General features: G+C 71.0%; 24 protein-coding genes. 15 read left to right on the forward strand and 9 right to left on the reverse strand.

Going from position 1 to position 24,259, the window contains the following annotated elements:
* Positions 1–85 precede the first annotated feature (85 nt).
* The 3 genes from ACGFJ7_RS08735 to ACGFJ7_RS08745 are packed head-to-tail and all read left to right on the forward strand — an operon-like array spanning position 86 to position 2,409.
* Positions 86–793 carry a hypothetical protein gene (locus tag ACGFJ7_RS08735; protein ID WP_360244603.1) on the forward strand — a complete coding sequence of 236 codons (708 nt, stop codon included), beginning with the start codon at positions 86–88 and terminating at the stop codon, positions 791–793.
* 30 nt (positions 794–823) lie between these two features.
* A complete protein-coding gene (locus ACGFJ7_RS08740; RefSeq protein ID WP_360244606.1) occupies positions 824–1,675 on the forward strand; it encodes a bifunctional DNA primase/polymerase in 852 nt (283 codons plus the stop codon).
* 59 nt (positions 1,676–1,734) lie between these two features.
* On the forward strand, positions 1,735–2,409 hold the full coding sequence (locus ACGFJ7_RS08745) for an activator of HSP90 ATPase (RefSeq protein ID WP_392641630.1): 675 nt from the start codon (positions 1,735–1,737) through the stop codon (positions 2,407–2,409).
* A 561-nt stretch (positions 2,410–2,970) separates the two neighbouring features.
* On the opposite strand, the gene ACGFJ7_RS08750 is transcribed toward ACGFJ7_RS08745, so the two are convergent.
* The 5 genes from ACGFJ7_RS08750 to ACGFJ7_RS08770 form a co-directional block, all read right to left on the reverse strand.
* A complete protein-coding gene (locus ACGFJ7_RS08750) occupies positions 2,971–4,764 on the reverse strand; it encodes a SpoIIE family protein phosphatase (RefSeq protein WP_392641632.1) in 1,794 nt (597 codons plus the stop codon).
* Positions 4,765–5,647: 883 nt separating this feature from the next.
* On the reverse strand, positions 5,648–6,079 hold the full coding sequence (locus ACGFJ7_RS08755; RefSeq protein WP_360244615.1) for a DUF6232 family protein: 432 nt from the start codon (positions 6,077–6,079) through the stop codon (positions 5,648–5,650).
* A 55-nt stretch (positions 6,080–6,134) separates the two neighbouring features.
* Entirely contained in the window at positions 6,135–7,559 is a 1,425-nt protein-coding gene (locus ACGFJ7_RS08760) for a hypothetical protein (RefSeq protein WP_360244618.1), read from the reverse strand.
* The gene (locus ACGFJ7_RS08765) at positions 7,556–8,593 is read right to left on the reverse strand and encodes a hypothetical protein (protein WP_392641634.1); all 1,038 of its coding nucleotides are present in this window, start codon (positions 8,591–8,593) and stop codon (positions 7,556–7,558) included. Before ACGFJ7_RS08765 ends, ACGFJ7_RS08760 begins: the two co-directional genes overlap by 4 nt.
* Positions 8,584–9,144 (reverse strand): hypothetical protein, encoded by a 561-nt coding sequence (locus ACGFJ7_RS08770; RefSeq protein WP_392641636.1) that lies wholly within the window; start codon positions 9,142–9,144, stop codon positions 8,584–8,586. The genes ACGFJ7_RS08765 and ACGFJ7_RS08770 overlap by 10 nt, the downstream gene beginning before the upstream one ends.
* A 137-nt stretch (positions 9,145–9,281) precedes the next feature.
* Here ACGFJ7_RS08770 and ACGFJ7_RS08775 point away from each other — a divergent pair, with 137 nt between their 5' ends.
* A complete protein-coding gene (locus tag ACGFJ7_RS08775) occupies positions 9,282–9,566 on the forward strand; it encodes a DUF427 domain-containing protein (protein ID WP_097319443.1) in 285 nt (94 codons plus the stop codon).
* A 22-nt stretch (positions 9,567–9,588) separates the two neighbouring features.
* Here the strand turns inward: ACGFJ7_RS08775 and ACGFJ7_RS08780 are convergent, their stop codons facing one another.
* A complete protein-coding gene (locus ACGFJ7_RS08780; RefSeq protein WP_360244627.1) occupies positions 9,589–9,987 on the reverse strand; it encodes a hypothetical protein in 399 nt (132 codons plus the stop codon).
* Complete coding sequence (locus ACGFJ7_RS08785; protein WP_392641638.1) at positions 9,968–10,393, reverse strand: YbaB/EbfC family nucleoid-associated protein; 426 nt, start codon at positions 10,391–10,393, stop codon at positions 9,968–9,970. The genes ACGFJ7_RS08780 and ACGFJ7_RS08785 overlap by 20 nt, the downstream gene beginning before the upstream one ends.
* 243 nt (positions 10,394–10,636) lie before the next feature.
* On the opposite strand from ACGFJ7_RS08785, the gene ACGFJ7_RS08790 reads away from it, so the two are divergent.
* Entirely contained in the window at positions 10,637–12,301 is a 1,665-nt protein-coding gene (locus ACGFJ7_RS08790) for an EAL domain-containing protein (protein ID WP_360244633.1), read from the forward strand.
* Positions 12,302–12,337: 36 nt separating this feature from the next.
* On the opposite strand, the gene ACGFJ7_RS08795 is transcribed toward ACGFJ7_RS08790, so the two are convergent.
* Complete coding sequence (locus tag ACGFJ7_RS08795) at positions 12,338–13,678, reverse strand: MFS transporter (protein WP_392641641.1); 1,341 nt, start codon at positions 13,676–13,678, stop codon at positions 12,338–12,340.
* A 1-nt stretch (position 13,679) separates the two neighbouring features.
* On the opposite strand from ACGFJ7_RS08795, the gene ACGFJ7_RS08800 reads away from it, so the two are divergent.
* The 10 genes from ACGFJ7_RS08800 to ACGFJ7_RS08845 all read left to right on the forward strand — a co-directional run bounded on the left by ACGFJ7_RS08800 (position 13,680) and on the right by ACGFJ7_RS08845 (position 23,351).
* Positions 13,680–14,678, forward strand: coding sequence for a helix-turn-helix domain-containing protein (locus ACGFJ7_RS08800; RefSeq protein WP_360244639.1), 999 nt, complete (start codon positions 13,680–13,682; stop codon positions 14,676–14,678).
* Between the two features lie 75 nt (positions 14,679–14,753).
* On the forward strand, positions 14,754–16,418 hold the full coding sequence (locus ACGFJ7_RS08805; protein WP_360244642.1) for an ATPase, T2SS/T4P/T4SS family: 1,665 nt from the start codon (positions 14,754–14,756) through the stop codon (positions 16,416–16,418).
* 110 nt (positions 16,419–16,528) lie between these two features.
* Positions 16,529–17,662: a type IV pilus twitching motility protein PilT gene (locus ACGFJ7_RS08810; RefSeq protein WP_360244645.1), complete on the forward strand. Its 1,134-nt coding sequence runs from the start codon at positions 16,529–16,531 to the stop codon at positions 17,660–17,662.
* 4 nt (positions 17,663–17,666) lie between these two features.
* Positions 17,667–18,899, forward strand: a complete 1,233-nt coding sequence (locus tag ACGFJ7_RS08815; protein ID WP_360244648.1) for a type II secretion system F family protein — start codon at positions 17,667–17,669, stop codon at positions 18,897–18,899.
* A gap of 50 nt (positions 18,900–18,949) precedes the next feature.
* Complete coding sequence (locus ACGFJ7_RS08820) at positions 18,950–19,483, forward strand: type II secretion system protein (protein ID WP_360244651.1); 534 nt, start codon at positions 18,950–18,952, stop codon at positions 19,481–19,483.
* A 37-nt stretch (positions 19,484–19,520) separates the two neighbouring features.
* Positions 19,521–20,303 carry a prepilin peptidase gene (locus ACGFJ7_RS08825; RefSeq protein ID WP_360244654.1) on the forward strand — a complete coding sequence of 261 codons (783 nt, stop codon included), beginning with the start codon at positions 19,521–19,523 and terminating at the stop codon, positions 20,301–20,303.
* A 10-nt stretch (positions 20,304–20,313) separates the two neighbouring features.
* Positions 20,314–21,339, forward strand: coding sequence for a type IV pilus assembly protein PilM (gene pilM / locus ACGFJ7_RS08830; protein WP_360244657.1), 1,026 nt, complete (start codon positions 20,314–20,316; stop codon positions 21,337–21,339).
* A complete protein-coding gene (locus ACGFJ7_RS08835; protein ID WP_360244660.1) occupies positions 21,339–22,025 on the forward strand; it encodes a hypothetical protein in 687 nt (228 codons plus the stop codon). The genes pilM and ACGFJ7_RS08835 overlap by 1 nt, the downstream gene beginning before the upstream one ends.
* Positions 22,025–22,627: a type 4a pilus biogenesis protein PilO gene (pilO, locus tag ACGFJ7_RS08840; protein ID WP_360244663.1), complete on the forward strand. Its 603-nt coding sequence runs from the start codon at positions 22,025–22,027 to the stop codon at positions 22,625–22,627. Before ACGFJ7_RS08835 ends, pilO begins: the two co-directional genes overlap by 1 nt.
* Positions 22,628–22,703: 76 nt before the next feature.
* Positions 22,704–23,351: a GntR family transcriptional regulator gene (locus ACGFJ7_RS08845; protein WP_360244666.1), complete on the forward strand. Its 648-nt coding sequence runs from the start codon at positions 22,704–22,706 to the stop codon at positions 23,349–23,351.
* On the opposite strand, the gene ACGFJ7_RS08850 is transcribed toward ACGFJ7_RS08845, so the two are convergent.
* The gene (locus ACGFJ7_RS08850; RefSeq protein WP_392641646.1) at positions 23,348–24,181 is read right to left on the reverse strand and encodes an LLM class flavin-dependent oxidoreductase; all 834 of its coding nucleotides are present in this window, start codon (positions 24,179–24,181) and stop codon (positions 23,348–23,350) included. The two genes, ACGFJ7_RS08845 and ACGFJ7_RS08850, sit on opposite strands and share 4 nt — an antisense overlap.
* Between the last annotated feature and the right edge of the window lie 78 nt (positions 24,182–24,259).

Genomic DNA, 24,259 nt, shown 5'->3' on the forward strand with positions numbered 1-24,259 from the left:
ACCAGCCGGCTGACGTCGTGGTCACCCTCCCTGCCGCCGCTGCCGGGCTGTCCTGCAACGAAAGCTCCAACCCTATGCTCGTCCCGTGGACGCTCTCATCCTCCGCTGGTACGAGCGCCGCGCCGGCTCCGCCGACGTGGTCGACCGGTGGCTGCGCGCCGCCCGCGCGCACCTGCCCGCCGCCGTGCCCCGCCGCTTCGGCGAGAGCGAGCCCCTGCGCGGCCGGCTCGACCGCGACGGCGAGGACGCCCTGCGCCAGGCGTACGCGACGGCCGACCCCCTGCTGTTCCTGGCCGGCGCCCCGCCCGTCTATCACGCCACGCTCGCCACCGCCGGCCGCGGCCCGGTCCTGGCGCACACCATGACCGCCGCCCTCGATCCGGAGGACCCGCGGGTGCGCGGGTTCTCCCTGGCCATGACCCACCCCGACACGATCTACGTGTCAGCGTCGACGGCCACCATGGAACTCGACGGTGACACCCTTTACGGCCAGGACGGACGCCGGGCCGAGCCCTATCTGGCGCCGCTCGGTGACTGGCTCGGCCTGCCGCCGGATCCGCCCCTCTGGTGCTGGTTCGGCCCCGCCTACGCCCGCCGGCTCCGCCGCCACCTCGAGGGCGAGCACATCGCCGGAGGGCTGCTCCACACGCCCCGGCCGGGCGGCAGCTGGGTGCCCGGCCAATGGCAAGCGAAGCTCACCGAGATCGACCCGGTCCGCCGCCACGCACCCCGCATGCCGCGCGGCCTGCGGCGCTCCGTGCTGCGCCAGGCGTTCGGCGGCCTCCGGTCCTGACGGGGCCGATTTTGTCGTACGCTTGTTCTAATGTTGCTGACAGCCGCGTTGGCCTACGCCCGGCACGGGATACCCGTCCTGCCGGTGCACACGGCTGGCCCGGACGGCTGTTCCTGCGACAGGGGGATCCGATGCGAGCGACCCGGCAAACACCCTCACCTGCGTCACGGCCTGACCGAGGCGACGACCGACCCACGCCTGATCGACCTCTGGTGGCATCGCTGGCCCGAGGCGAACGTGGGCTTGCGCACCGGAGTCGTGATGGATGTGGCCGACGTCGACTCCGAGCAGGGCTGGCACGGCTTGTGTCATGTGCTCGGCGGCTCCTTGCCCGCGGGCCCGCTGGTCCGCACGGGCAGCGGCGGCTGGCATTTCTGGTTCCACCCGACCGGCTTCGGCAACCGGGTGCACCTGCTGCCCGGCCTCGACTGGCGCGGCTCCGGCGGCTATGTGGTGGCCCCACCCTCCCGGCATGTGAGCGGCGGCGACTACCGCTGGGTGCACCGCCCGGGCCACGACCTGCCGAGCGGCCCGCCGGCCCTGCGCGAGCTCATCGAGGGTCCGTCTCCGCCGGACCGTCCGCCCCGCGGCCCGATCGCCCACCCCGGCCGCTACGCGCGGGCCGCGCTGACCGCCGAGACCGACCGGGTGGCGCGGGCCCCGATCGGCGCGCGCAACGACACCCTCAACCGCGCTGCCTTCGCCCTGGGCCGCTTCGTCGGCGCCGGGCTGCTCGACGCGGCCGAGGTGACCCGCGAGCTCGAAACGGCCGCCCGCTTCGCCGGGCTGGGCCGCGCCGAGACCCGCGCCACGATCCGTTCGGGCATGACCGCCGGCCGGCGCAGTCCGTTCGCCCCCGACCCGGGCCGCCGCGTGGCGTGATCGCCGCATAACCCCAAAGATGGGGTGATGACCGACGTGACTACAGCCGGGGTCCCGGCATGACCGACCGACGCCCGCTCAAGCCCTACGACGTCGAGATCTCGTTGCCGGTGGGGCGCGACCAGGCCTGGGAGGCCGTGACCCGGCCCGAGGTGCTGCGCCAGTGGTTCGGATGGGACTACGACGGCCTCGACGCGGAGATCCGCCAGATCTTCATCGACGAGGCCACCCTGTGGGCCCCGGAGCGGATGGGCTGGGCCGACGGCTCCTCTTTGGAGGTCGACGGCACCGATGACCAGTCCCGCGTCCGCGTGTCCCGAGAGGGCACCGGCCCGGCCGGCGAGGAGGTGTACGACGCGATCGAGGAGGGCTGGCGCGCGTTCCTGACCCAGCTCGCTTTCCTGCTGCGCGAACGCCCGACCGGCCGCCGCCGCACCATCTACTTGACCGGCGAGACCACAGGCCACCAGGCCCTGACCCTGTCACCCGGCGACTGGCAGCACTTCGGCCCCCGAGTCGCCTCCACCATCGACCCCGACGGCCACCTGGTCGTGGTGGCCGGCCACCTGCCCTTGAACGCCCCGTCCGCAGCCCGCTTCGAGGTGACCATCTCCACCTTCGGCCTCGACGACCCCACTTTCGAATCCACCCGCGAAACCTGGGCCAAGCGCTGGGCCCCCTTAGCCGCCGACGCCAACCTGACCACCGCCGAAAACCCAGCCCCAACCCCCTGACACCCACTCCACAAAGCCCACCCACCGCCGACCTCACCACCGCCAGATCGACCCACCGCCGGCCGCCCACCACCGGCCGCGATCCACCGTGGGGCCGCGATCCACCACGGGCCGGGATCCACCACGGGGGCCGCGATTTACCACGGGGGCCGCGATCCACCACGGCGCCGCGATCCACCACGCGGGGGCCGCGATCACCTTGGGGCCGCAATCACCGTCGGCCGCGATCACCGCCGGGCCCTGCGCAGGCGCGGAGGCTGCGCTGAGCCTGCCGCGCCAGCCCGCGCAACGCCCGACGCCCAGCCCGCGCAACGCCCGACGCCCAGCCCGCGCAACGCCCGACGCCCAGCCCGCGCAACGCCCGACGCCCAGCCCGCCTGGCCCGCACCAACGCGGGCTCTGGGTGGGCAGGCGCCGGCGCGAGCTGGGCGGCGGCACCGGCCCGGAAGGGCGAAACTCGGCGACGATCACGGGCAAGAACACGATGAAGCCGGCGCCATCGGAGCGGGGGCAATTCCGGCCGTCCACTGTGTTCCTCGGGTGCGGGCTACCGGCGTACTCCTAAAGAAGCCTGGCCAATAGGAGAGCGATGTCGTCGTCTCGACGATGGACGGTCTTGATGATTTTTGTGCAGATTTCCTCGAGGGATCGAGTAGGCGCGCCGTGCAGGACTGCGCGGAGGCGTTCGATGCCCTCGTCGATGAGATGGGCGGGATCCTCGACCAGGCCGTCGGTGTAGAGGAGCAGGGTGGAACCGGCCGGTACCCGGCGGTGATGGGTGGCGCGCGGGTCGCGAGGGAGCAGTCCCAGCAGCGGCTCCGGTGGCTCCCACCAGATCTCCACCTCGCCGTCGGGGCGCAGCAGCAGCGGTGGGGGATGGCCGGCGTTGGCGAACGTGATCAGGTAATCGTCGCCCTCGCGGCGCAGGCGGGCCAGGACGGCGGTGGCGGCGGCGGGTACGCGCAGGCCGTGCAGGGCCCGGTCGAGCTGGGCGAGCAGCGGGCCCGGGGCGTCGTCGCGGCCGTACGCGTCGCCGCGTACCAGGTTGCGGACCTGGCCCATGGTGGCGGCGGCCTCGATGTCGTGGCCGGAGACGTCGCCGACGGCGAGCATCAGGCTGCCGTCGGGCTGGGCGAAGGCGTCGTACCAGTCACCGCCGACCTCGGCTCCGGCTTGGGCGGGTAGATAGCGGCCGTGCAGCTCGACACCGTCCACGGTGGGCAGATCGGGCAGCATGCTTTGCTGAAGGACCTCGGCGACGTGCCGTTGGTGACCGTAGAGCCGGCTGTTGTCGACGGCCATGCCGGCCCGGCGGCCCACCTCGGCCGCGGTCTGCTCGGCGGCGCCGGTGAACGGGGCTGTGCCGTTGGCCAGCAGGACGAGACCGAGCAGGCGTTTGGTCACGGGTGCGGTGATCGGCACGACCAGCACGGAAGAGCTGCCCAGCTCGGCGGCGACCCCCGCGAGCTCCGGAGCCTGGCGGCGCAGCAGATCGCCGCCGGTGTCGTCGCGCCGGATCGGCCGGCCGGTGCGCTGGACGGACCGGAGCAGAGGCTTGAGATCGGCGCGGCGGGCCTGGGCGGTCAGCGTCGAGGCCAATTCGCCGTACGCCGGGTCGCGATGAGCCGCGGACATGTGCCGGATCGCGCCGGACGGGTCGGCCAGCGCGATGAAACACCAGTCGGCCAGGCGCCCGGCGACGAGGTGGCCGAGCTTGGTCAGCGCGGCGTCGATGTCCATGGTCTCGGCGAGCGCGTCGGTCAGCTCCCCGAGCAGAATGAGCTGGTCGTGCGCCGACTCGGCATGCCGTCGCGCCTCGTCGGCGATCTCCCGCGCGATGCGCAGGCGCAGCTCCGACGAGCAGACCTCACCCAGCTCAACCAGGAGCGCGATCTCGCTGGGCGTCCACTTCCGCGCCTCCCGGTCCATCACCGCCAGCGTGCCGAGCACCAGCCCGTCCGAGTCGGTGAGCGGCACCCCCGCGTAGGCAACAGCTCCCAGATCTCGAATGGACAGATTGTCCCGCATGCGGGGATCATCCCGTACGTCCGGAACGATGAGCGGTTCTCCCGCCGCCACCACATGCCGGCTGAACGAATGCTCAAGCCCCATCTCCCGCGCCCCCGCAAACGGCGCGGGCAGCCCCACCTGCCCCGGAAGATACTGCCGATCCCCGGTAACCACCGTCACCACAGCAACCGGCGCGTCGACAAGCCGCTCGACGATAGCCGCAATCCGGTCAAATGCCGGATCGGCCCCCGAGCCAAGCCCCAGCCGCGACACCGCTCGCAGCCGCGCGGGCGCACCGATCACTTCGTTCGGCGCACCCGCGGCCAAATCTTCGCGCAGCACCATTCGCTCCCGAACAATGACCGCCGCTCGCTAGCAGGTCGGACCTGCCAGGCTACCGGGGCTACGCCCACATCAACGACCCTCGCCCCCCTCCTGCCACATCCCGCGCCATCCCCCATCCCACCCACCGCCACCCAGCCCACCCTCACACCCGTCGCCATCGCCTGACGCCCTTCACACCTCGCACCCTTACGCTCGGCGCCCTCACGCTCGGCGCCCTCACGCCCACCCCTTCACGCCCGGACCCTTCACGCCCGACCCCCTTCTCACCGGCGCCTTGGCAGCAGTGCCCGCGCAGCAGTGCCCGCGCAGCAAGCGTCCTGGCATCGCACGAGATCACGCCGTTCCTGACCCTCGCCCGCGCCGTCGCGCCGCATCTGTGTCAGTGCCAGCGCCGACGCCTTCCTGTGGCGTCGGCCAATCTGCGTTTGCGTCTGCCGGTGACCATGCCGATCAGCGCGTGTTGAGCCGTGCCCCCGTTGACCGGCCTTGCTGTCGAGCGGCGTTGTGGTCGCGCTGGCCTGTCTCCCGTCGCACCGACCCACGCCTCACCAATCCGCACCTCACCTCACCGACCCGCACCTCACGGTCCGCACCGTAGGAGTCCGCACCTCAGGAGTCCGCACCGTAGGAGGGCCGCACTCCGAAGCGCCGCACCCCAGAGCCCCGCACCCCAGAGCCCCGCACCCCGAAGCGCCGCACCCCAGAGCCCCGCACCCCGAAGCGCCGCTCCCCGAAGCGCCACACTCCGAAGCGCCACACCCCAGGGGCCCGCGCCTCACCGATCCGTGTTTTGAGGATGAGCTCGCCGACTGCCTGCGGTTGGTTCTGGTCTTGGGCGAGGACTGCGACGTCGAGAACGCGCCGAGGGCCGCCGCGTCTCGAGTCAGGCGGGGCGTAAGTCTTCGAGCGCCCTCTCCAGGTTGCGGCACACCCGCTCGAAGTCGACTCTGTCCTTGGTGGAGTAGAGCTCGACCGCCCGGTCCCGATGATCGGCCCGGAGCGTGTAGACCGGGCTGGCCAGCCGCACGAGGAACACCGCGGCCAGGACGGCCACGAGGACGACCGGCAGGCCGCTGACGGCGCCCATGGCCCAGCCGGCGGCGAGGCCGGCCACGATCACCGCGACGGCGGCGGACAGCAGCATGGCGAAGCGGGGGCCGCGCCGCCGTACGCGCATGATGTTACGGAGATCGTTGAGGTCGTACGCCGAGCCGTCGGGGGAATGCGTCACGAAGTGACTTTCGGTCACCGTCCCGGCCGGTCCGCGATAGTAGACCGTCATGAATTCGCCGAGCCCGACATCGTCGTGGAGCACACAGCGTCACCTTATCGACGCCGTTCCATGATCGACAGCGTCCGGGCAGGGCGTGTTACGCGGATGTTACAGCGTCGGGGTCGAAGGCCGCCGGTGGTCCGCCGTGGGTCCACGGGGTGTCGGCCGGGTCGGGGAAGGCCGCGCCCGGGCGGTACGCCTCGCTCAAGGTCGTCAGCAGGATCCGCTCCCCCACCGCCGGCACGCTGCCCGGCTCGGCGACCAGCTTGCGCCCCATCCCGCCGGACAGCTCCAGCAGCACGTCGCACCCGTCCGCCGTCGGCGTCACCGACACGACCTTCGCCTTCTGCGACGGGCGGGCCGGCGATGTCAGGCCGGCTCCGGCCTCGACCCGTACCGGCTCGGTCGTCGCCACCATGATCCGCGGCCGCAGGACGGGACGTTTGCCGGTGTCGTCGACGCGGTCCGGGTTGGCCAGGGTCACCACGCCCGCGAAGGCGGCGCCGGTCAGGCGGTGTTCGGCCATGATCAGCGGGTCGTCGAAGGCGCGCTGCACCGCGTAGCGGGCGGCCGCGTTCTCCAGCCGCTGGAGCCGGGACGCGGCGGCCACCGCCCCGTCGCGGCGGGGCTGCGGGGCACCGCCGGAGGCCAGGTGCTCGACGAACGCCGAGTACGTGTCCCGGTCGCTGTCCCACCGGCTGCCCACCCGGGCCCCGGCCGGCAGCGCCCGCAGCAGGTCCAGCGAACGCCACATCCGTTCCCACGTCGGCGTCAGCAGGTCGCGCAGCACGTCCTCGAGTTGCGGCGACGACTCGGCGATCAGCGGCGCCAGCACCTTGTTGTCGAACTCGGGATCGGTGGCCGGTCCCGCGACCGGCCCGTTCTCGGCTTCCCGGGCGGCCGCGGCTCCCGCCGTGATCCAGGCGAACAGCGACCCCAGCTGGGCGTCCTCGGCCGCGCTCTGCCCCGTCGTCCAGTGCATGGCGAGCGCCTGCACTGTGTTGGCCAGCAACACCGACCCGGGCATTTCGGCCGCCGAGGCGAGGAAGGTCAGCCACTGCCCGAGCAGCGGGACCGCCGCCGGCACCGGGTAGTCGCCGTCCGTACGCCGAAAGCGGGTCGAACGCCCGAGCAGCTTGAGGAAGTCGGCGCCGGCCGGGTTCGGCACCCAGACCTGCGGCGCGTCGACGTAGCGGTAGCGCACGTCGCGCCCCCGGTCGACCGCCACCGCCTCGGTCTCGGTGGCGAACGACTCCAGGTAGGGCAGCAGCTCACCGGCGAGCGCGGCGGTGAACGCGAACCGCTCGTCCCGGTTGCGGGGCTGGGAGACGACCAGCAGGCGCGGCTTCTCGACCGAGGTGCCGATCATCGCGGCCAGCGGGGCGTTGGCCTCGCCCGCCATCGCGAGCGGGATCAGCACCAGCGGATCGTCGCTCACGTGCAGGTGGCGGACGGTGGCGATGGGCTGCGCCTTCCCGGCCGCGAAGGCCTGGGCCCGGGCGAGCGCGACGAGCGTACTCACGCGGAAAGGGCTTCGTTGCGCAGCCGGGCCGCCGCGGCCAGCAGAGCCGCCGCCTCGGTCTGCTCCGGCGTCGGCAGCACCGTGCCGGCGGCCAGCCCGAGCGCCTCGTCGACCGTCGCCACCCCGCCCAGGGCGTCGCGCACCGGACGGCCCAGCGCGGCCGTCGAGCCGGTCGCCTCGTGCCGGCAGTAGACCGACAGCTCGCAGGTCGACAGGCATTCCGGGGCGTACCGCGCGTCCACCGCGGCCAGCGACTCGAGCAGCGCCGGCACCGGCTGGGCCACGTCGAAGGTCACCGACGGGGGCAGTTCGTCGATCAGCGACGACACCGACGCGAGCCGGGAGAGCTGCCGTTTGAGAGTCGACAATTGCTTGCGTACGTCAAGAACGACAGCCGCCGGCTGAAGCGAGAAGTTCTCCGGGCACACGAGAACGACCTCGTGGCTGACCCGGTCGTCGCCGAGCAACTGGCGCAGCGCGAGCACGTAGACCGCGGCCTGGACGGCGGCCGACGACACGGCGGCGCTGTCCGCCTGCCCGTCGACGATGGCGAACGACTTGATCTCGACGACCTGCAGCACGTCGCCCCGCTGGGCGGCGATCAGGTCGGGCTCGAGGAAGACCGTCTGGCCGGCCACCGAGAGGGTCAGCAGCGGATGATCGAGCAGCCCACCGTCACCGTCGGCGAGCACGGCCCGCGTCCGCGTGTGCCGGGCGGTCAGCGTGTCGTCGCTGTCCTCGCCCAGGTCCTCGTAGCGGCCGTCCGGAAAAGAAAGCACCGACCGCAACAACGCGCAGTCGTCGGCCTTGAGCATCGCCTCGAACGCGTTACCGCGCGCCAGCGCGAACCGTGACTGCCCGAAGCTGCCCGGGAAGCCGATCGTCTCGGCCAGCCGCGGCTTGTCGACGCCGGCCGCGTCGAGCACGGCCCGGCGGGTGCAGCCCGGGTTGCCGGTCAGCGCGGCGATCGTCCGCGCGTTGTGCCGCTTGCGCGGCCCGGAGCCCCGCAGTTGATCTACTCGACTCACTCGCATCCTCGCTGGTGGGGAACGGCCGGAAGACCGTACAGCAATTGATCGGCATCGAGGGACGCGGCGCGCGCGAGAGCCGCCGCGCGCACCGGCTCCTCGGCCGCCTGGGCCGCGCACAGCGACTCCAGCGCCTCCCGGGCCGCCTCCGCGAGATCAACCGATTCGGGCCCATGGGGTACGTCCCGGGCCAGCTCTCGCAGCAGCCGATGCTCGGCGGGACCGGCCGACGCTTTCATCCCGGCGAACTCGGCCACCCGGATGATCATCGCCAGGGCGGACGTCCGGCGGGCCACCGGCGTCATGAGCCGGCGCTCGAGCGGCCAGTCGGCCAGCGCGATCAGACCCGGCACCGCCGTGAGGTCGGCGTCGAGCGCCGCGCACAGCCCCGCATCCCGGTCACGCACGAGGGCCGCGAGGGCCGGCACCGACAGGTCGCCGTCGAACAGGGCGGCGTGCACCCGCACCACGAGCCGGGCCGGCGCCGGCGCGCCGAGCAGCAGGAGCGCGTGCCGCGCCTGCTCACCGGCGGCGGGAAGCGTGATCGGGATCTTCATGCCGTATCTCTTCGGGTCGAAGGGTAGATCTTCGTACAAGCATCGGCACCTTGCGGACGGATCATCACCTTTCACTCCCGATAGCGATTAACTTCCGCATATCGGACTACCGGCCCGGTCCGCGCTACGTTCGGACTATGCCTAAGGCCATCTGGAACGACGAAGTTATCGCCGAGAGCGACGACACCGTGGTTGTCGAGGGACATCACTACTTCCCCCGCGCGTCTCTGCGCGAGGACGTACTGACCCCCTCGGACACCCACACCGTCTGCCCCTGGAAGGGCAAGGCGTCCTATTACACGCTCACGGCCGACGGTCACACCACCCCCGACGCCGTCTTCTTCTACCCCGAACCCAAGCCCGACGCCAAGGCCGTCCGCGACCGCGTCGCCTTCTGGAAGGACGTCCGCGTCGAGGCGTGACCGGCCCGGGGCCCGCCCTCGGTCACACGATCCGCGGGTGGGCCTCCTCGATAGCGGTCACTTCCAGGTAGTCCAGCATGTCCCGCTGCTCCTCCTCATCGAGGGCGCCGAACGCCTCGTAGGCGACCTCCCGTGAGTGCGCGGTCTCGGCGGCCAGCAGCGCGATGATGCCCGACCAGGCGAGTGACACCCGGTCGAACAGCCGCGCGCGGCGCAGCGAGGTCAGCCGGGTCAGCATCGCGACCTTGGTCGCCGCGTCGTCGTCGAGCGCGATCCGGTCGGAGAGCTCGAACAGCGCCTTGCCCCGGTACGGGTGCTCGGACTCGACCATGCGGGCGAGTTCCGCGTTCGACATCTGGTCGACGGCGGGCGCCGGGCCTCGTTGTGGGAGCGCGGGCTTGTCACCGGGCACGACTGTCACGACCACTCTCGTATCCGTTGCCGGGCGCCTGGTGCGGCAGCGACGGCGTGTTCTGGAAGGTGGGGAAGGGCGGCGCCGCGGGCATCACCGGAGCGGGCGGCTCGTCGTCGTCCGCCGGGAAGTTCTGGGTGTAGCTGTCCAACAGGGCCTTACCGTCCTCGGTGTCGGCGCCGACCGTCTCGTCGACGGCGGCGGTCACCCGATCGGCCAGCGCGGCCTGCGCCCGGCGCATCGTCCGCAGGATCTCCGACGAGAGCGCCGCGCCGCTGAGCTGCCGCATCCGGTCGTCGAGCCGCAGACCGGTCAGGACGCCGGGCCCGGCGACCGTGACCGTGACGACCCCGTCCTCGTCCGTGGCGGTCGCACTGAGCGTCGCCAGGCGCTCCGCGATATTTCCACTCGGCACAGTTTGTCCTCCGTTGCCGACATTCGTGCTGTTGGCGTTCTATGAGATCACGGTGACGCAACGTCGCGCCGCACACCCCTACCCCGCCCGCCGGGCCATCACTCGACCTGGCGACCACCGTAACCTCCACGCAACACATCGACCTCAGCTGCTCGCACCGATGGGTTACATGACTTCGCTCAAGTCCTCACCCGGTCGGCCGATGGGGCGGCCATGGTTCGTTCCGGCAAGGCTGTGAACAGGGTGCGGCGCGGTGTCGACGACGCCCTGATCTTCGCGTCGCTCATGGCGCTCGCCTGGCCGCTGCTGTTCGAGCGGCTGACCGACGAGAACGCGAGCGTGGCCGGCTGGATCCTCCCCCTCGTGGGAGTGGTGCTGGCCGGCGCGGCGGTGGCGCGGCTGGCCGACGCCTGGCCGCTGGTGCAGTACGCGCCGGTCGCGGCGGCCGTCGTCACCGCGGCGGTGCAGCACGGCCGGCTCGGCGGCGCCGATCCGGAGCTGACCTGGCTGATCATCATCGTGGCCGGCATCATCCTCATCCGGCAGTTCCTCGGTTCGCACACGAACGAGGGACTCATGCGCGACCTCACCAAGCAGCGCGCCATCCTGGCCCGCCAGGCGTTCCGCGACCCGCTGACCCAGCTCGGCAACCGGGCCATGTTCATGGACCACGCCACCGACGCGCTGGCCGACGACGACCAGACGATGACCGCCGTCGTCCTGTTCGACCTCGACGGGTTCAAGGGCGTCAACGACACGTACGGCCACGCGGCCGGCGACGAGCTGCTCAAGGTCACCGCCGAACGGCTGAACGCGAACGTGCGGGCCAACGACACCGTGTCGAGGCTCGGCGGCGACGAGTTCGTGGTGCTGCTCCCCCGGCTGGTCGACGACACCATCGCCGACACGGTGGCCGGCCGGATCCTGCGCGACCTGGAACAGCCGCTGGAGATCGGTGAGGTGGTGCTGACCATCCGGGCCAGCGCCGGCATCGCCATCACCAAGGGCGGCGAACACGACGTCGACACCCTGCTGCGCGAGGCCGACGAAGCTCTCTACCAGGCGAAAGAAGACGGCAAAGGGGTCGTACGACGGTTCGACCCGGCCCGCTTCGCCGAGATGGAGCAGCGCCGCCGCGACGAGGCCGATCTGCGCCGGGCGTTCCTGGACGGCCAGTTCGAGGTCTTCTACCAGCCGATCGTCGACCTGGACGGCGAGCACACGGTCGGCGTCGAGGCCCTGGTCCGCTGGCAGCACCCGAACCGTGGCCTGCTGCCGCCGGGCGCCTTCCTCGAGCTGGCCGAGACGATGGGCATGATGCCCAAGCTGGGCCTGTGGATCCTGCGCGAGGCCTGCCTGCGCGCCGTCGAGTGGCAGCGCCAGAACCCCGGCTTCGAGCTGAACGTCAACCTGTCGGCCTCGCAGCTGGCCAACCCGGACCTGACCGACGAGATCCGCGCGGTGATCGAGGAGACCGGCATCCCGTCCGAACTGCTCGTGCTGGAGCTGACCGAGTCGGTCGCGCTGACCGACCTCAAGGAGTCGGCCCGCGTCCTGGCCTCGCTCAAGACCCTCGGAGTGCGGATCGCCCTGGACGACTTCGGCACCGGCTTCTCGTCGCTGAGCCACCTGGGCGCCCTGCCGGTCGACGTAGTGAAGATCGACAAGTCGTTCGTGCAGGCCATGCACGAGAACTCCGGTGGCGGTTCGGTGGCCGAAGCGGTCCTGCAGATCGCCCGCACCTTCAACCTGTCACCGGTGGCCGAGGGCGTCGAGGACCGGGAGCAGGCCGATCGCCTGCGCGAGCTGGACTGCGTGCACGCGCAGGGCTACCACTTCGCCCGCCCGATGCCGGCGGCCGAGCTCACCGGCCTGCTGACCAGGCAGAGCGCCCTCCAACAGAGCTAGGGCCACCCGGCCACCGTCCGGCCGGGTGGCCCGCCCCTACGCCTGGGCGGGCTCGACGGCCAGGCCGATCCCGGGCGCGACCGGCTTGAGGCGCTTGCCGGCGAACAGCATCAGGCTGAGCACGCTGGCCAGCACGGCCAGCGCCCCGGCGCCGTACCAGGCCCAGGTGTAGGCGCCGAGCTGGTCGCGGACCAGGCCGGCGGCGGTGGCGGCGGCCGCCGCGCCGAACTGGTGCGAGGCGAAGACCCAGCCGAAGACGACGGCGCCGCGGTCGCCGAAGTACTCCCGGCACAGCGTCACCGTCGGCGGGACGGTCGCCACCCAGTCCAGCCCGTAGAAGAGGATGAACAGCACCATGCTCGGATGTGCGGTCGCCGCGAACAGCGACGGCAGCACCAGCAGCGACATCCCGCGCAGGAAGTAGTAGCCGCCGAGCAGGATCCGGCTGTCCACCCGGTCGGTCAGCCAGCCGGACAGGATCGTGCCGACGATGTCGAACAGGCCGACCAGCGCCAGCAGGCTCGCGGCCGTGGTCTCGGCCATGCCGTGATCGTGGGCGGCCGGGATGAAATGGGTGCCGACCAGCCCGTTGGTGGTGGCGCCGCAGATCGCGAAGCCACCCGCGAGCAGCCAGAACGGCCGGGTGCGGGCGGCGTCGCGCAGCGCCCGCAGCGCGATCCGGGCCGCGCCCTGCGGGGCGATCGGCTTCGGCTGTTCGTACTCGCCGCCCAGCGGGCCGAGTCCCAGCTCGGCCGGATGGTCGCGTAGACGCCACCAGACCAGCGGCACGACCAGCAACGCGGCCCCGGTGACGGTCAGCGCGGCGACCCGCCAGCCGTGGTTCTCGGTGAGCGAGGCGAGCAGCGGCAGGAAGACCAGGTTGCCGGCCGCGCCGCCGGCGGTGAGGACGCCGGTGACCAGGCCACGGTGCTTGACGAACCAGCGGCCGGTGATGGTGGCGACGAAGCCGAGGGCCATCGAGCCGGTGCCCAGGCCGACGAGCACGCCCCAGAGCAGCACGAGCTGCCAGCTCGTACGCATGAAGACGGTGAGGCCGGAACCGGCCGCGACCAGCACCAGCGCGGCCATGATCACGCGCCGGACGCCGAAGCGCTCCATCAGGGCGGCCGCGAACGGGGCGGTCAGGCCGTACAGCAGAAGGTTCACCGAGACGGCGGCCGAGATCGTGCCGAGGGACCAGCCGAACTCGTCGTGCAGCGGGCGGAGCATCACGGAGGGAGTGGCCCGGAAGCCGGCGGCGCCGACGAGCGCGACGAAGGCCACCACGGCGACGAACCAGGCCGGATGAATGCGGGTCTTGAGCACGTACACAGTCTGCGAATCTCCACCCGCCCGGACGAGTGGCCGAGAGGCCATCATGCGCAAGAATCGGGCCATGCCGCACAGCCGCCACGTTGTCGCCGTCCTCGTGCTCGACGGCCTCGTCCCCTTCGATCTGGGAACTGCCACCCAGGTGTTCCGCGCCGCTCGCGACGCCGACCTGCGCCGGCACTACAAGACGGTGGTCTGCGGTCCAGGGCCCGTACGCAGTTCGGCGGGCTTCACCGTGACCCCAGATCATGATTTGTCGGTTCTGGAAACCGCCGAGACGATCGTCGTGCCCGGCGTTGATGCCGGGACCACCGTGACGGATGGGACACTTCGCGACGATGTGCGCGAGGCCCTGCTAGCCGCAGCCGCGCGCGGCGCCCGGATTGTCTCGATCTGCACGGGGGCGACGGTTCTCGCGGCCGCGGGCCTGCTCGACGGCCGGCCGGCCGCGACCCACTGGGGCTGGGGTGAGACGGTGGCCGAGCTCTACCCCCAGGTGCACTGGAACCTCGACGTCCTGTTCGTCGACGACGGTGACGTCCTCACGTCGGCCGGCGTCGGGGCCGGAGTCGACCTCTGCCTGCACATCGTCCGGAGCGACTTCGGCGCCGAGGTGGCCAACCGCGCCGCCCGCCGCTGCGTCCTGCCACCCTGGCGCGAGGGCGGCCAGGCCCAGTACATCGAGCGCCCGGTCCCCCCGGCCACCGACACCGGCACCGCGCCCACCCGGGCCTGGACCCTCGACCGCCTGGCCGAGCCGGTCAGCCTCGAGGAGATGGCCGCCCACGCCAGCATGAGCGTGCGCACCTTCACCCGGCGCTTCCGCGAGGAGACCGGCACCAGCCCGCGGCAGTGGCTGCTCCAGCAGCGGGTCACCCACGCTCAAATGTTGCTCGAGTCGACCGATCTGGGCGTCGAGACCGTCGCCCGCCGCTCCGGCCTGGGCAGCGCGACCGCCCTGCGGCAGCACTTCCAGCAGGCGATCGGGGTGGCGCCCACCGCGTATCGGCGAACCTTCCGGCAACCGGTGCCAACCGGGTCCTAACCGGGCGCGGCTCAGCTAGGTCCGCGTACGTCCGATGGACAGAGGCAAGCACCGATAGCCGATGCAAAGGACGTCATGGACCAGACCTTCCGCCCGCTGCTGGACGCGCTCAAGCAGATCGGGATCGATCCGCGCGCCGTCGACGCGGCCGCCGAGGAGGCCCAGCGCAGCGGCCGTTCCGTCCGCGCCGTCCTGATCAACGACAACGTCGTCACCGAGGACCAGCTCACCACCGCGGCCGCCGCCGCCTTCGGCATCAACACGGTCGACCTGGTCAGCTTCACCCCCGACCCGGCCGCGCTCAAGCGCATCCCGCTGCCGGTCGTGCTCCGCCACCGCGTGATCGGCCTGTCGATGTCCGACGGCGAGCTCGTGGTCGGCGTGACCGACCCGGGCGACGTGGTCGCGCTGGACGACGTCCGGGCCGCCACCGGCATGACCGTACGCCCGGCCGTGGTCGCCCGCAGCGAGGTCCGCCGGATCATCGAGCGCCTTCAGCGCGAGGCCAGCGACCTGGGCGAGATGGTCGATCAGGAGGACGACCAGTCGGCGATGGCGGCCCAGGCCACCAGCGCCGACGACGCCCCGATCGTGCGGTACGTGAACAGCCTGATCGAGCAGGCGGTCATGAACCGCGCCTCCGACCTGCACCTCGAGCCGACCGAGGACGACATGCGGGTGCGCTACCGCATCGACGGCGTGCTGCACGAGGTCGACGTCGTGCCGCGCGGCGTCATGGCCGCGCTCACCTCCCGCATCAAGATCATGTCGGGGGTCGACATCACCGAGCGGCGGGTTCCGCAGAACGGCCGCATCACGGCGCTGATCCGCGACCGGACGGTCGACCTGCGTACCGCCACGCTGCCCACCGTCTGGGGCGAGAAGATCGTGCTGCGGGTGCTCGACACCGGCGGCATCGACCTCGACATGAGCAAGCTGGGCTTCACCCAGCACAACCTCGACCGTTTCGCCGGCTCGTTCACCAAGCCGCACGGCATGGTGCTGGTCACCGGGCCGACCGGTTCCGGCAAGTCGACCACCCTGTACGCCACCCTGGGCCGGATCAGCAAGCCCGAGGTCAACGTGATCACCGTCGAGGACCCGGTCGAGTACCGCCTGCGCGGGGTCAACCAGGTGCAGGTGAACGCGAAGGCCGGCCTGACCTTCGCGGCGGTGCTGCCGGCCATCCTGCGCTCCGACCCGGACGTGGTCCTGATCGGCGAGATCCGGGACGCGGCCACCGCGCAGATCGCGGTGGAGGCGTCGCTCACCGGTCACCTCGTGCTCTCGACCCTGCACACCAACGACGCGCCGGGCGCGGTCACCCGCCTGACCGAGATGGGCATCGAGCCCTTCCTGGTCGGCTCGTCGCTGGACTGCGTGCTGGCCCAGCGGCTGGCGCGGCGGCTCTGCGACTGGTGCAAGGAGGCCTACAAGCCGACCGAGCAGGAACTCCTCGGCGCCCGCTGGCCGTTCGAGGATCTGGCGGTGCCGGAGGTGCTGTACGCGCCGAAGGGCTGCCGCAACTGCGCCAACACCGGTTACCGGGGCCGCATCGCCGTGCACGAGGTGATGCCGATCAGCCCGGAGATCGAGTCGCTCACGATCCGCCGCGCCTCGGCCAACGAGATCCGCGAGGTCGCTCTCTACCAGGGGATGTACGAGCTGCGGGCGGACGGCCTGGCCAAGGCGGCCGGCGGCCTGACCTCCGTACGGGAAGTCTCTCGGGTGGCCGTTTAGCTTATCCGGTTTTTGAGTGCTTCACCCGAATAGCCGCAAAGAGCCCCTCAACCGGCCACCAGGCGTGCCGAATACAGATGGCGCCACCGACGAAAAGGATGCCGCAGCAGATGTCCACGACCCAGCAGGTGCCCCAGCAGGTGGCGCCCTTCGAGCCGGCCGCGCCCGCGCCGGGCGACCTGGCCGTGCTCAACCAGATGCTCGTCACCCTGGTCGAGTCCCGCGGCTCCGACCTGCATCTGACCGTCGGCAGCCCGCCGATGATCCGGGTCAACGGCTCGCTCCGGCCGCTGCAGGGATACGGCAACCTCAACTCCGCCGACACCGCCCTGCTGGCCCGCGCCTCGATCACCGGCGAGCAGTGGAGCGAGTTCCAGCAGAAGCAGGAGCTGGACTTCGCGCACAGCATCGCCGGCGTCTCCCGGTTCCGCGGCAACCTCTACGTGCAGCGCAACTCGTGCGGCGCGGTCTTCCGGGCCATCCCGCACGAGATCAAGCCGCTCGACGAGCTCGGCATGCCCGACTCGGTGGCCCGCTTCGCCCACCTGCCGCGCGGCCTCGTGCTGGTCACCGGCCCGACCGGCTCGGGCAAGACGACCACGCTGGCCTCGATCCTCGACCTGATCAACCGCAGCCGCGCGGCACACATCATCACCATCGAGGACCCGATCGAGTTCCTGCACCCGCACAAGCGCAGCGTGGTCAACCAGCGCGAGGTCGGCTCGGACACCGAGGACTTCTCGAGCGCGCTCAAGCACGCCCTGCGGCAGGACCCGGACGTCATCCTGGTCGGCGAGCTCCGCGACCTGGAGACGACGGCCACCGCGCTGACCGCGGCCGAGACCGGTCACCTGGTGCTGGCCACCCTGCACACGCAGAGCGCCACCCAGACGATCGACCGCGTCATCGACATCTTCCCGCCGCACCAGCAGCTGCAGATCCGCGCCCAACTGGCCGCCTCGCTGCAGGGTGTGGTCACCCAGGCGCTGGCGCCGCGGGCCGACAACAAGGGCCGCGTGGTGATCGCCGAGATCCTGACCGCGACCCCGGCCATCCGCAGCCTCATCCGTGAGGGCAAGTCGCACCAGATCCCCTCGTTCATGCAGGCCGGCGCCGGTGACGGCATGCTCGCCTTCGACCAGCACCTGGCCGAGAAGGTCCGCGAGCAGACCGTGAGCATGGCGACCGCTCTCGAGCTCTGCCACTCCTCGGAAGAGCTCAAACGGCTCGTGGGACGGATGTGATCACATGCCGGTCACCAAGGTCTACCGCTACAGCAGCGTCGACGCCGCCGGGCACCGGGGCAAGGGCACCGTCGAGGCGCCCAACGAGGCCGCCGCCGGTCACCTGCTCCGCCAGCGCGGCGAGACGCCGCTCGAGCTGAGCGAGGCGGGCAAGGGCCTCGACCGGGAGCTCAAGATCCCGGGTCTCGGTGGCCGGGTCAAGCTCCGGGACCTGGCGCTGTTCGCCCGCCAGTTCGCCACGATGACCTCGTCCGGCATGTCGCTGCTGCGGTCGCTGGCGATCCTCGAGGAGCAGACCGCGGCGCCGGCGCTGAAGAAGGCGATCGGCGAGCTGCGGGCCGAGGTATCGGCCGGCGCCTCGCTGTCCGGCGCGATGGCCAAGCACGACCGGGTCTTCCCCCGCCTGATGGTCGCCATGATCCGGGCCGGTGAGACCGGCGGCATGATCGACCAGGCGCTCGAGCAGGTCGCGAACAGCCTGGAGAAGGACACCGCGCTCCGCGGCAAGATCAAGAGCGCGCTGACCTATCCGGCCATCGTGCTGTCGTTCACCTTCATCCTGATCGCCGCGGTGCTGATCTTCATCGTGCCGATCTTCGAGAACATGTTCGCCAGCCTCGGCGGCGAACTGCCGGCGCCGACCCAGTTCCTGGTCACAGCCAGCCACAACATGGTGTGGATCGGGCCGCTCGTGATCATCGCGGGCGTCGCCGCCTCGGTCACCTACAAGCAGCAGATGCGCACCAGCGCCGACTTCCGCCTGAAGGTCGACCAGCTCAAGGTGCGGATGCCGGTCTTCGGGCCGCTGCTGCGCAAACTCGCGATGAGCCGCTTCTCCCGCAACCTGGGCCTGCTGCTCAACGTGGGCGTGCCGGTGATGCAGGCGCTGACCGTGGTCGGCGAGACCACCGGCAACGAGGTCATCAACCGCGCCATGAAGGACGTGCAGAACGCCGTCCGGGACGGCAACACCATGTCCTCGGCGCTGCGCAACCACCCGATCTTCCCGGCCATGGTCACACAGATGATCGAAGTCGGCGAAGAAAGCGGTCAAATCAGTCAGATGCTCGACAAGGTTGCCGATTTCTACGACAGGGAGGTCGACAGCGCCGCCGAGTCCCTGACCGCATCGATCGAACCGATCATGGTCCTGGTCATGGGCACCGTGGTCGGCTCGATGGTGATCTGTCTCTACCTCCCGATGTTCAGCATCGGCCAGCAGATCCAGACAAATTGACGGACCCCGCCGTCACTCCCTGACCCCACATCGCCATGGAGGCACCCCCTATGCAGGACGTCATCAACCGGCTGCGCAACAAGAAGGACGACGAAGGCTTCACGCTCATCGAGCTGCTGGTCGTCGTGGTCATCATCGGCATCCTGGTCGCGATCGCCGTGCCGGTCTACCTGAACTACCGCAAGGGTGCGGCGGACAAGGCGGCGCAGTCCGACGTCCGGGCGGCGGTGAGCCAGGTCGAGCAGTTCTACACCGACAACAGCAACTCGTACCCGACGGCCAATTACACGAGCAAGACCACCAGCTTCCCGGTCGCCAACACCGCCGCCGCAAGCGGAAGTACGACCCCTGCGACGACCGGTACGCCCGCCTTGATCAACCTCTCCGACGGCACCACGCTGACCTACCTCGCGACCGGCACCGACCCGAACAACAAGGGCGCCTCGTACAAGATCTGCGCGACCAACAGCGGCGGCAGCGGCAAGGTCTACGCCTACGACAGCACGGTCGGCGGCTCGGTGAAGGCGCTGACCGGAGCGAACACGAACGTCGCCACCTGCGGCACTACTACCACCACCCCCTGATCCCGGCACACCAGCTCATGAGAGGAGGGCGACGACGATGCTGCTCTTGGTCATCGTGGTGGCCCTCCTCGGCCTGGCCGTCGGCTCGTTCCTCAACGTGGTCATCTACCGGGTGCCACGTGACGAGTCGCTGATCCACCCGCGGTCGCACTGCCCGGCCTGCGGCACCGAGGTCCGCAACCGGCACAACATCCCCGTGCTGGGCTGGCTGGTGCTGCGCGGGCGGTGCGCCGACTGCGAATCGCCGATCAGCCCCCGCTATCCCCTCGTCGAGACGCTGACCGCCGTCCTGTTCGTGGCGGTGGCGGCCAAGTTCGGCCTCACCTGGGAACTCCCGGCGTACCTCTATCTCGCGGCGATCGCGATCGCCCTCGCCGTGATCGACCTCGACGTGATGCGCCTGCCCGACAAGATCGTGCTTCCGTCGTACGCGGTGGCCCTGGTTCTGATCGCGCCCGCCGTGATCGCCCACCACAGCTGGGCCCAGGCCGGTCGCGGCCTGGTCGCGGCGGCCGTCCTCTACCTCGTCTACTTCCTGCTGGCCGCGCTGCCCAGCGGCATGGGCGGCGGCGACGTGAAACTCGCCCCGCTGCTCGGGTTCTACCTCGGCTGGCTGGGGTGGAGCGCGGTGCTGATCGGCGCGTTCGCCGCCTTCCTGCTCGGCGGCGTGGTCGGCGCCGCGCTCATGGCGACGCGCCGGGCCGGCCGCAAGTCCCGGATCCCCTTCGGGCCGTACATGCTCGCCGGCGCCTTTCTCGCGGTCTTCGCGGCGGCGCCGATCGCCGACTGGTACTCCTCCCTCCTCGTACCCTCCGCCTGAAAGGACTCTGATGGCAGGCGCACCGCCGATCGGGCTGGACATCGGCTCGTCCTCGATCCGGGCCGTCGAGGTCCGCCGCGGCAAGGACGACTACTCGCTGAGCAACTTCGGCCAGGTGCCGCTGCCACCGGGCGCGGTCAACGGCGGCGTGGTGCAGGACCCGATGATGGTCACCTCGGCCATCAAGCAGCTCTGGGCGGCCTGCAAGTTCGGCTCCAAGAACGTCAGCATCGCGGTGACCAGCCCACAGCTCGTGGTCCGGGAGATGAGCCTGCAGAACCTGCCGCCCAAGGAGATGAAGCTGGCGCTGCCGTTCCAGGTCAAGGACGCGCTGCCGCTGGCCGTCGAACGTTCGCTGCTGGACTTCTACCCGCTCGAGGTGCCGGGCGACAACCCGACCGTGCGCGGGCTGCTGATCGCCATGCCCAAGGACGCGGTGCTGAGCTCGGTGGCCGCCGTCGAGAAGGCCGGCCTGCACGTCAAGGCGGTCGACCTGGCCTCGTTCGCGATGCTGCGCGCCGCCTCCCGGCTCGACACCCAGGTCGAGGCGATCGTCGACGTCGGGTACGACGTGACCAGCGTGATCGTGCACGCCGACGGCGAGCCGCTGATCGTACGGACCGTGCCCCGCGGCGGCCAGGAGATCACCGACGCCATGGCCAGCCGGCTCGGCGTGCCGCCCGGCGAGGCCGAGATGCTCAAGTGCCGCTTCGGCCTGCACGGCGACGGCAACCCGGAGACGGTCGAGGCGGCCGCCGAGGCGGTCCGCCCGCTCGTCAACGAGCTGCGGAGCTCGTTCACCTATCTCGCCTCGGGCGAGCGCCAGAAACAGGTCACCCGGCTCGCGCTCTGCGGGGGCAGCGCGCTGATGCCGGGCCTCGCCGAGCACTTGCAGGACCAGCTGCGCATCACCGTGATGTACGCGGACAGCGCCAGCCGCCTGCGGGACACGCGTAAGGGCCGCGAACGCGGCTTCGACAGTTTCGTGCCGTCGGCCGCCGTGTCGATCGGCCTGACCCTGGGAGCGGCAGCCTGATGGCGACATCGACGACGACCCTCATGCCGATCGACCCGGCCGTCTCGCCCGAGCAGGCCGCGCGGATCCTGCCGATCCGCGCGAACCTGCTGCCGGGCGAGCTCATGGCCGGCCGCAACGCCCGCCGGACGAGATTCCTGCTGATCGGCGCCGTGATCCTCGTGATCGGCGTGCTCGTGGCCTGGTACGCCTACGCCCACCAGCAGCACGACGAGGCGCAGAGCAACCTCGACACCGCCAACGAGATGGTCCTGCAGGCGACCGGGAGCAAGAAGAAGTTCGCCAAGGTCACCGGGCTCATGAACGACCAGACGCGGGTCCAGGGTGAGCTCAAGTCCCTGCTGGCGAGCGACACTCCCTGGACGACCGACTTCGGCTACATCCGCGCCGACGCGACCGCCGCCGGCGTCACTCTGACCGAGCTCAGCGGCGCGCTGTCGGAGTCGTCGGCCGATTCCGCGACCCCGACCGTCGGGACGATCACCGTGAGCGGGTCCGGTCCGGAGAAGAGGAACATCGCCTCCTTCATCGAGAAACTCGCCGACCGGGACGAACTGACGCGGCCGTACGCGTCGTCGGTGTCGTACGACACGAGCGACAAGAACTTCAAGTTCGCCCTGACGGTCGACCTCACCGCCCAGGCCCTCTGCGGCCGCTTCACCACCACCTGCGGAACGGGGAACTGATGGACGCGCGGCGCGCGAACCAGGTCTGGCTGGCCGGCGGGATCGCCGCCATCGTCCTGCTCGTCCTGGGCACGTGGTTCCTGCTGATCTCGCCCAAGCTCTCGGACACCGACGCGGTGCAGGCCGAGGCGGACGACGTCAACATCCAGCTGCTGCGCCTCAACAAGGAGGTGGCCCAGCTGGCCGCGCAGGACAAGAAGAGGGCCACCTACCAGGCGTCGGTGAACGAGCTCGCCGACAACCTGCCGGAGAGCTACGCCGAGCCCGACTTCCTGCGCATGCTGCAGACCGTGGGCGCCGCCACGAACGTGGCGGTCAGCAACTTCACCGCGGGCGACCCGGCCGCGGCGAAGACCGTGACGACGGCCGTGGAGGTGCCCGTCACGCTCACCGCGACGGGCACCCAGTCCAACATCGACCGGTTCCTCGACCGGCTGCAGGACGTGCAGGACCGCGCGGTGCTGGTCACCTCGGTCGGCCTCTCCACCGAGGACGGCGCGATGACCGCCAACATCAACCTGACCGCCTTCTGCACGACCACGAAGATCGACGACAGCGAGGGCAAACCGGCCGGCAGCGACGCCTGCAAGGCCGGCAGCTGATCTTCACGGCGGGTACAACGGGTGAACTCGGTGGGTAGGCGGAACACCCCACTGTCACCCTGAGTACCCTGCCCGTATGTCTTACGCGGTCCCGCCGACCCGCACCGCCGCTGTCGTCCGCCAGCTGCGCAACGAGATAGTCACCGGCGAGCTGTCCCCGGGCACCCTGATCAAGGACGCTGAGCTGGCGCAGCGCCTGGGCGTGAGCATCACCCCGGTGCGCGAGGCGATCGCCCAGCTCTCGGTCGAGGGCCTGATCGACATCGCGCCCAACCGCACCCGCCACGTCACCCGGGTCACCCAGAAGAACGCACTAGAGCTGATCGACGTGATGAGCGTGCTCGCCTGCGCGGGCTTCGAGTGGGGCGTCGACAACCTCACCGCCACCCACGTCGAGCTGATGCGCCAGCGGCAGCGGGAGTTCGTCGAGGCACTGCGCGGCAGCAACGTGCTCGCGGCCAGCGCGGCCGGCGCCGACTTCAGCAGCATCGTCATCCTGGCCAGCGGCAACCGCGAACTCCAGTCCATGGTGGACCTGGTCGTGGCCCGGACGATGCGCATCCTGGCCATGACCGCCGAGAGCGACATCTGGAGCACGTGGATCGAGGGCCACGACGACATCCTGCGCCTGCTGGACGCCGGCGACGCCCAGGGCGCCCTGACCCGGTACCGCGATCTCTTCGCCGAATACCGGTCCCGGGTCGAGCGCGAGCTGTTCGACTAACTCCGGAAAACCTCGGCCGCCGCCGTCGTCCGTACGGCGAAATGGGTCATGCCCCACCGCCGCTCGATCTCGGCCAGCTTGGCCGAGATCTCGCCCTTGGTGCCGAAGAAGGCGTACGGCCCGGCGATCAGGTCGCTCTCTTCGACCTCGGCCTCCTTGGCGTACGCGGCGTAACCCGCCCCGCCGTCGTCGGTGATCTCGAAGCGCTGGACGAGCGCCTCGGTCGGCGTGTCACCGCAGAGCTCCACCTGAGCGTCGATCTCGGCGGTACTCCAGCGTGCCTCGTGCGTGTGACCGTCGGCGAGGGTGCGGCCCAGCCCCGACAGGCCGATCCGGTCGGCGTTCCTGGCGGCCCAGCGCAGCAGCCGGGTGTTGCCACCACCGATCAGCAGCGGCACCTTCGCCTGCACCGGGCGCGGCTTGTCCAGACCGTCGCCGGCCAGCAGCCGCGTGGTCGCCTCGACCACCGCGATGCAGTGGTCGATCCGGCCGCGTACATCGGGCCTGGTCTTGCCGATCGCCTCCCACTCGGACGGCGTGTGCCCGGCGCCCAGGCCCAGGAACGCCCGGCCACCCGAGACGACGTCGAGGGTCGCCACATCGGAGGCGAGCAGGATCGGCTCGCGGACACCCGCGTTCGACACGTACGACCCCAGCCGCAGCCGTGAGGTGACCGCCGCGGCCGCCGCGAGGGCCACGAACGGCGACGCGCACGCGCCGGGATGGTCGGCCACGGTGAGCGCGTCGAAGCCGAGCCGCTCGGCCTCCCGCGCGAGGTCCAGCCATGCGGCGGCGGTGGTGGGCTGTGCCTGAAGGGAGAAGGTCGCCATCGCCTCACGCTGCCCTCCGGCCGCGGCCGCGGGAAAGACTTTTTCGCGATCGGCGAAGGCGCTACCGGTCTGCAACCC

Origin of the sequence: Actinoplanes sp. NPDC048988 (assembly GCF_043197815.1) — a bacterium.
Classification (GTDB): Bacteria; Actinomycetota; Actinomycetes; order Mycobacteriales; family Micromonosporaceae; genus Actinoplanes.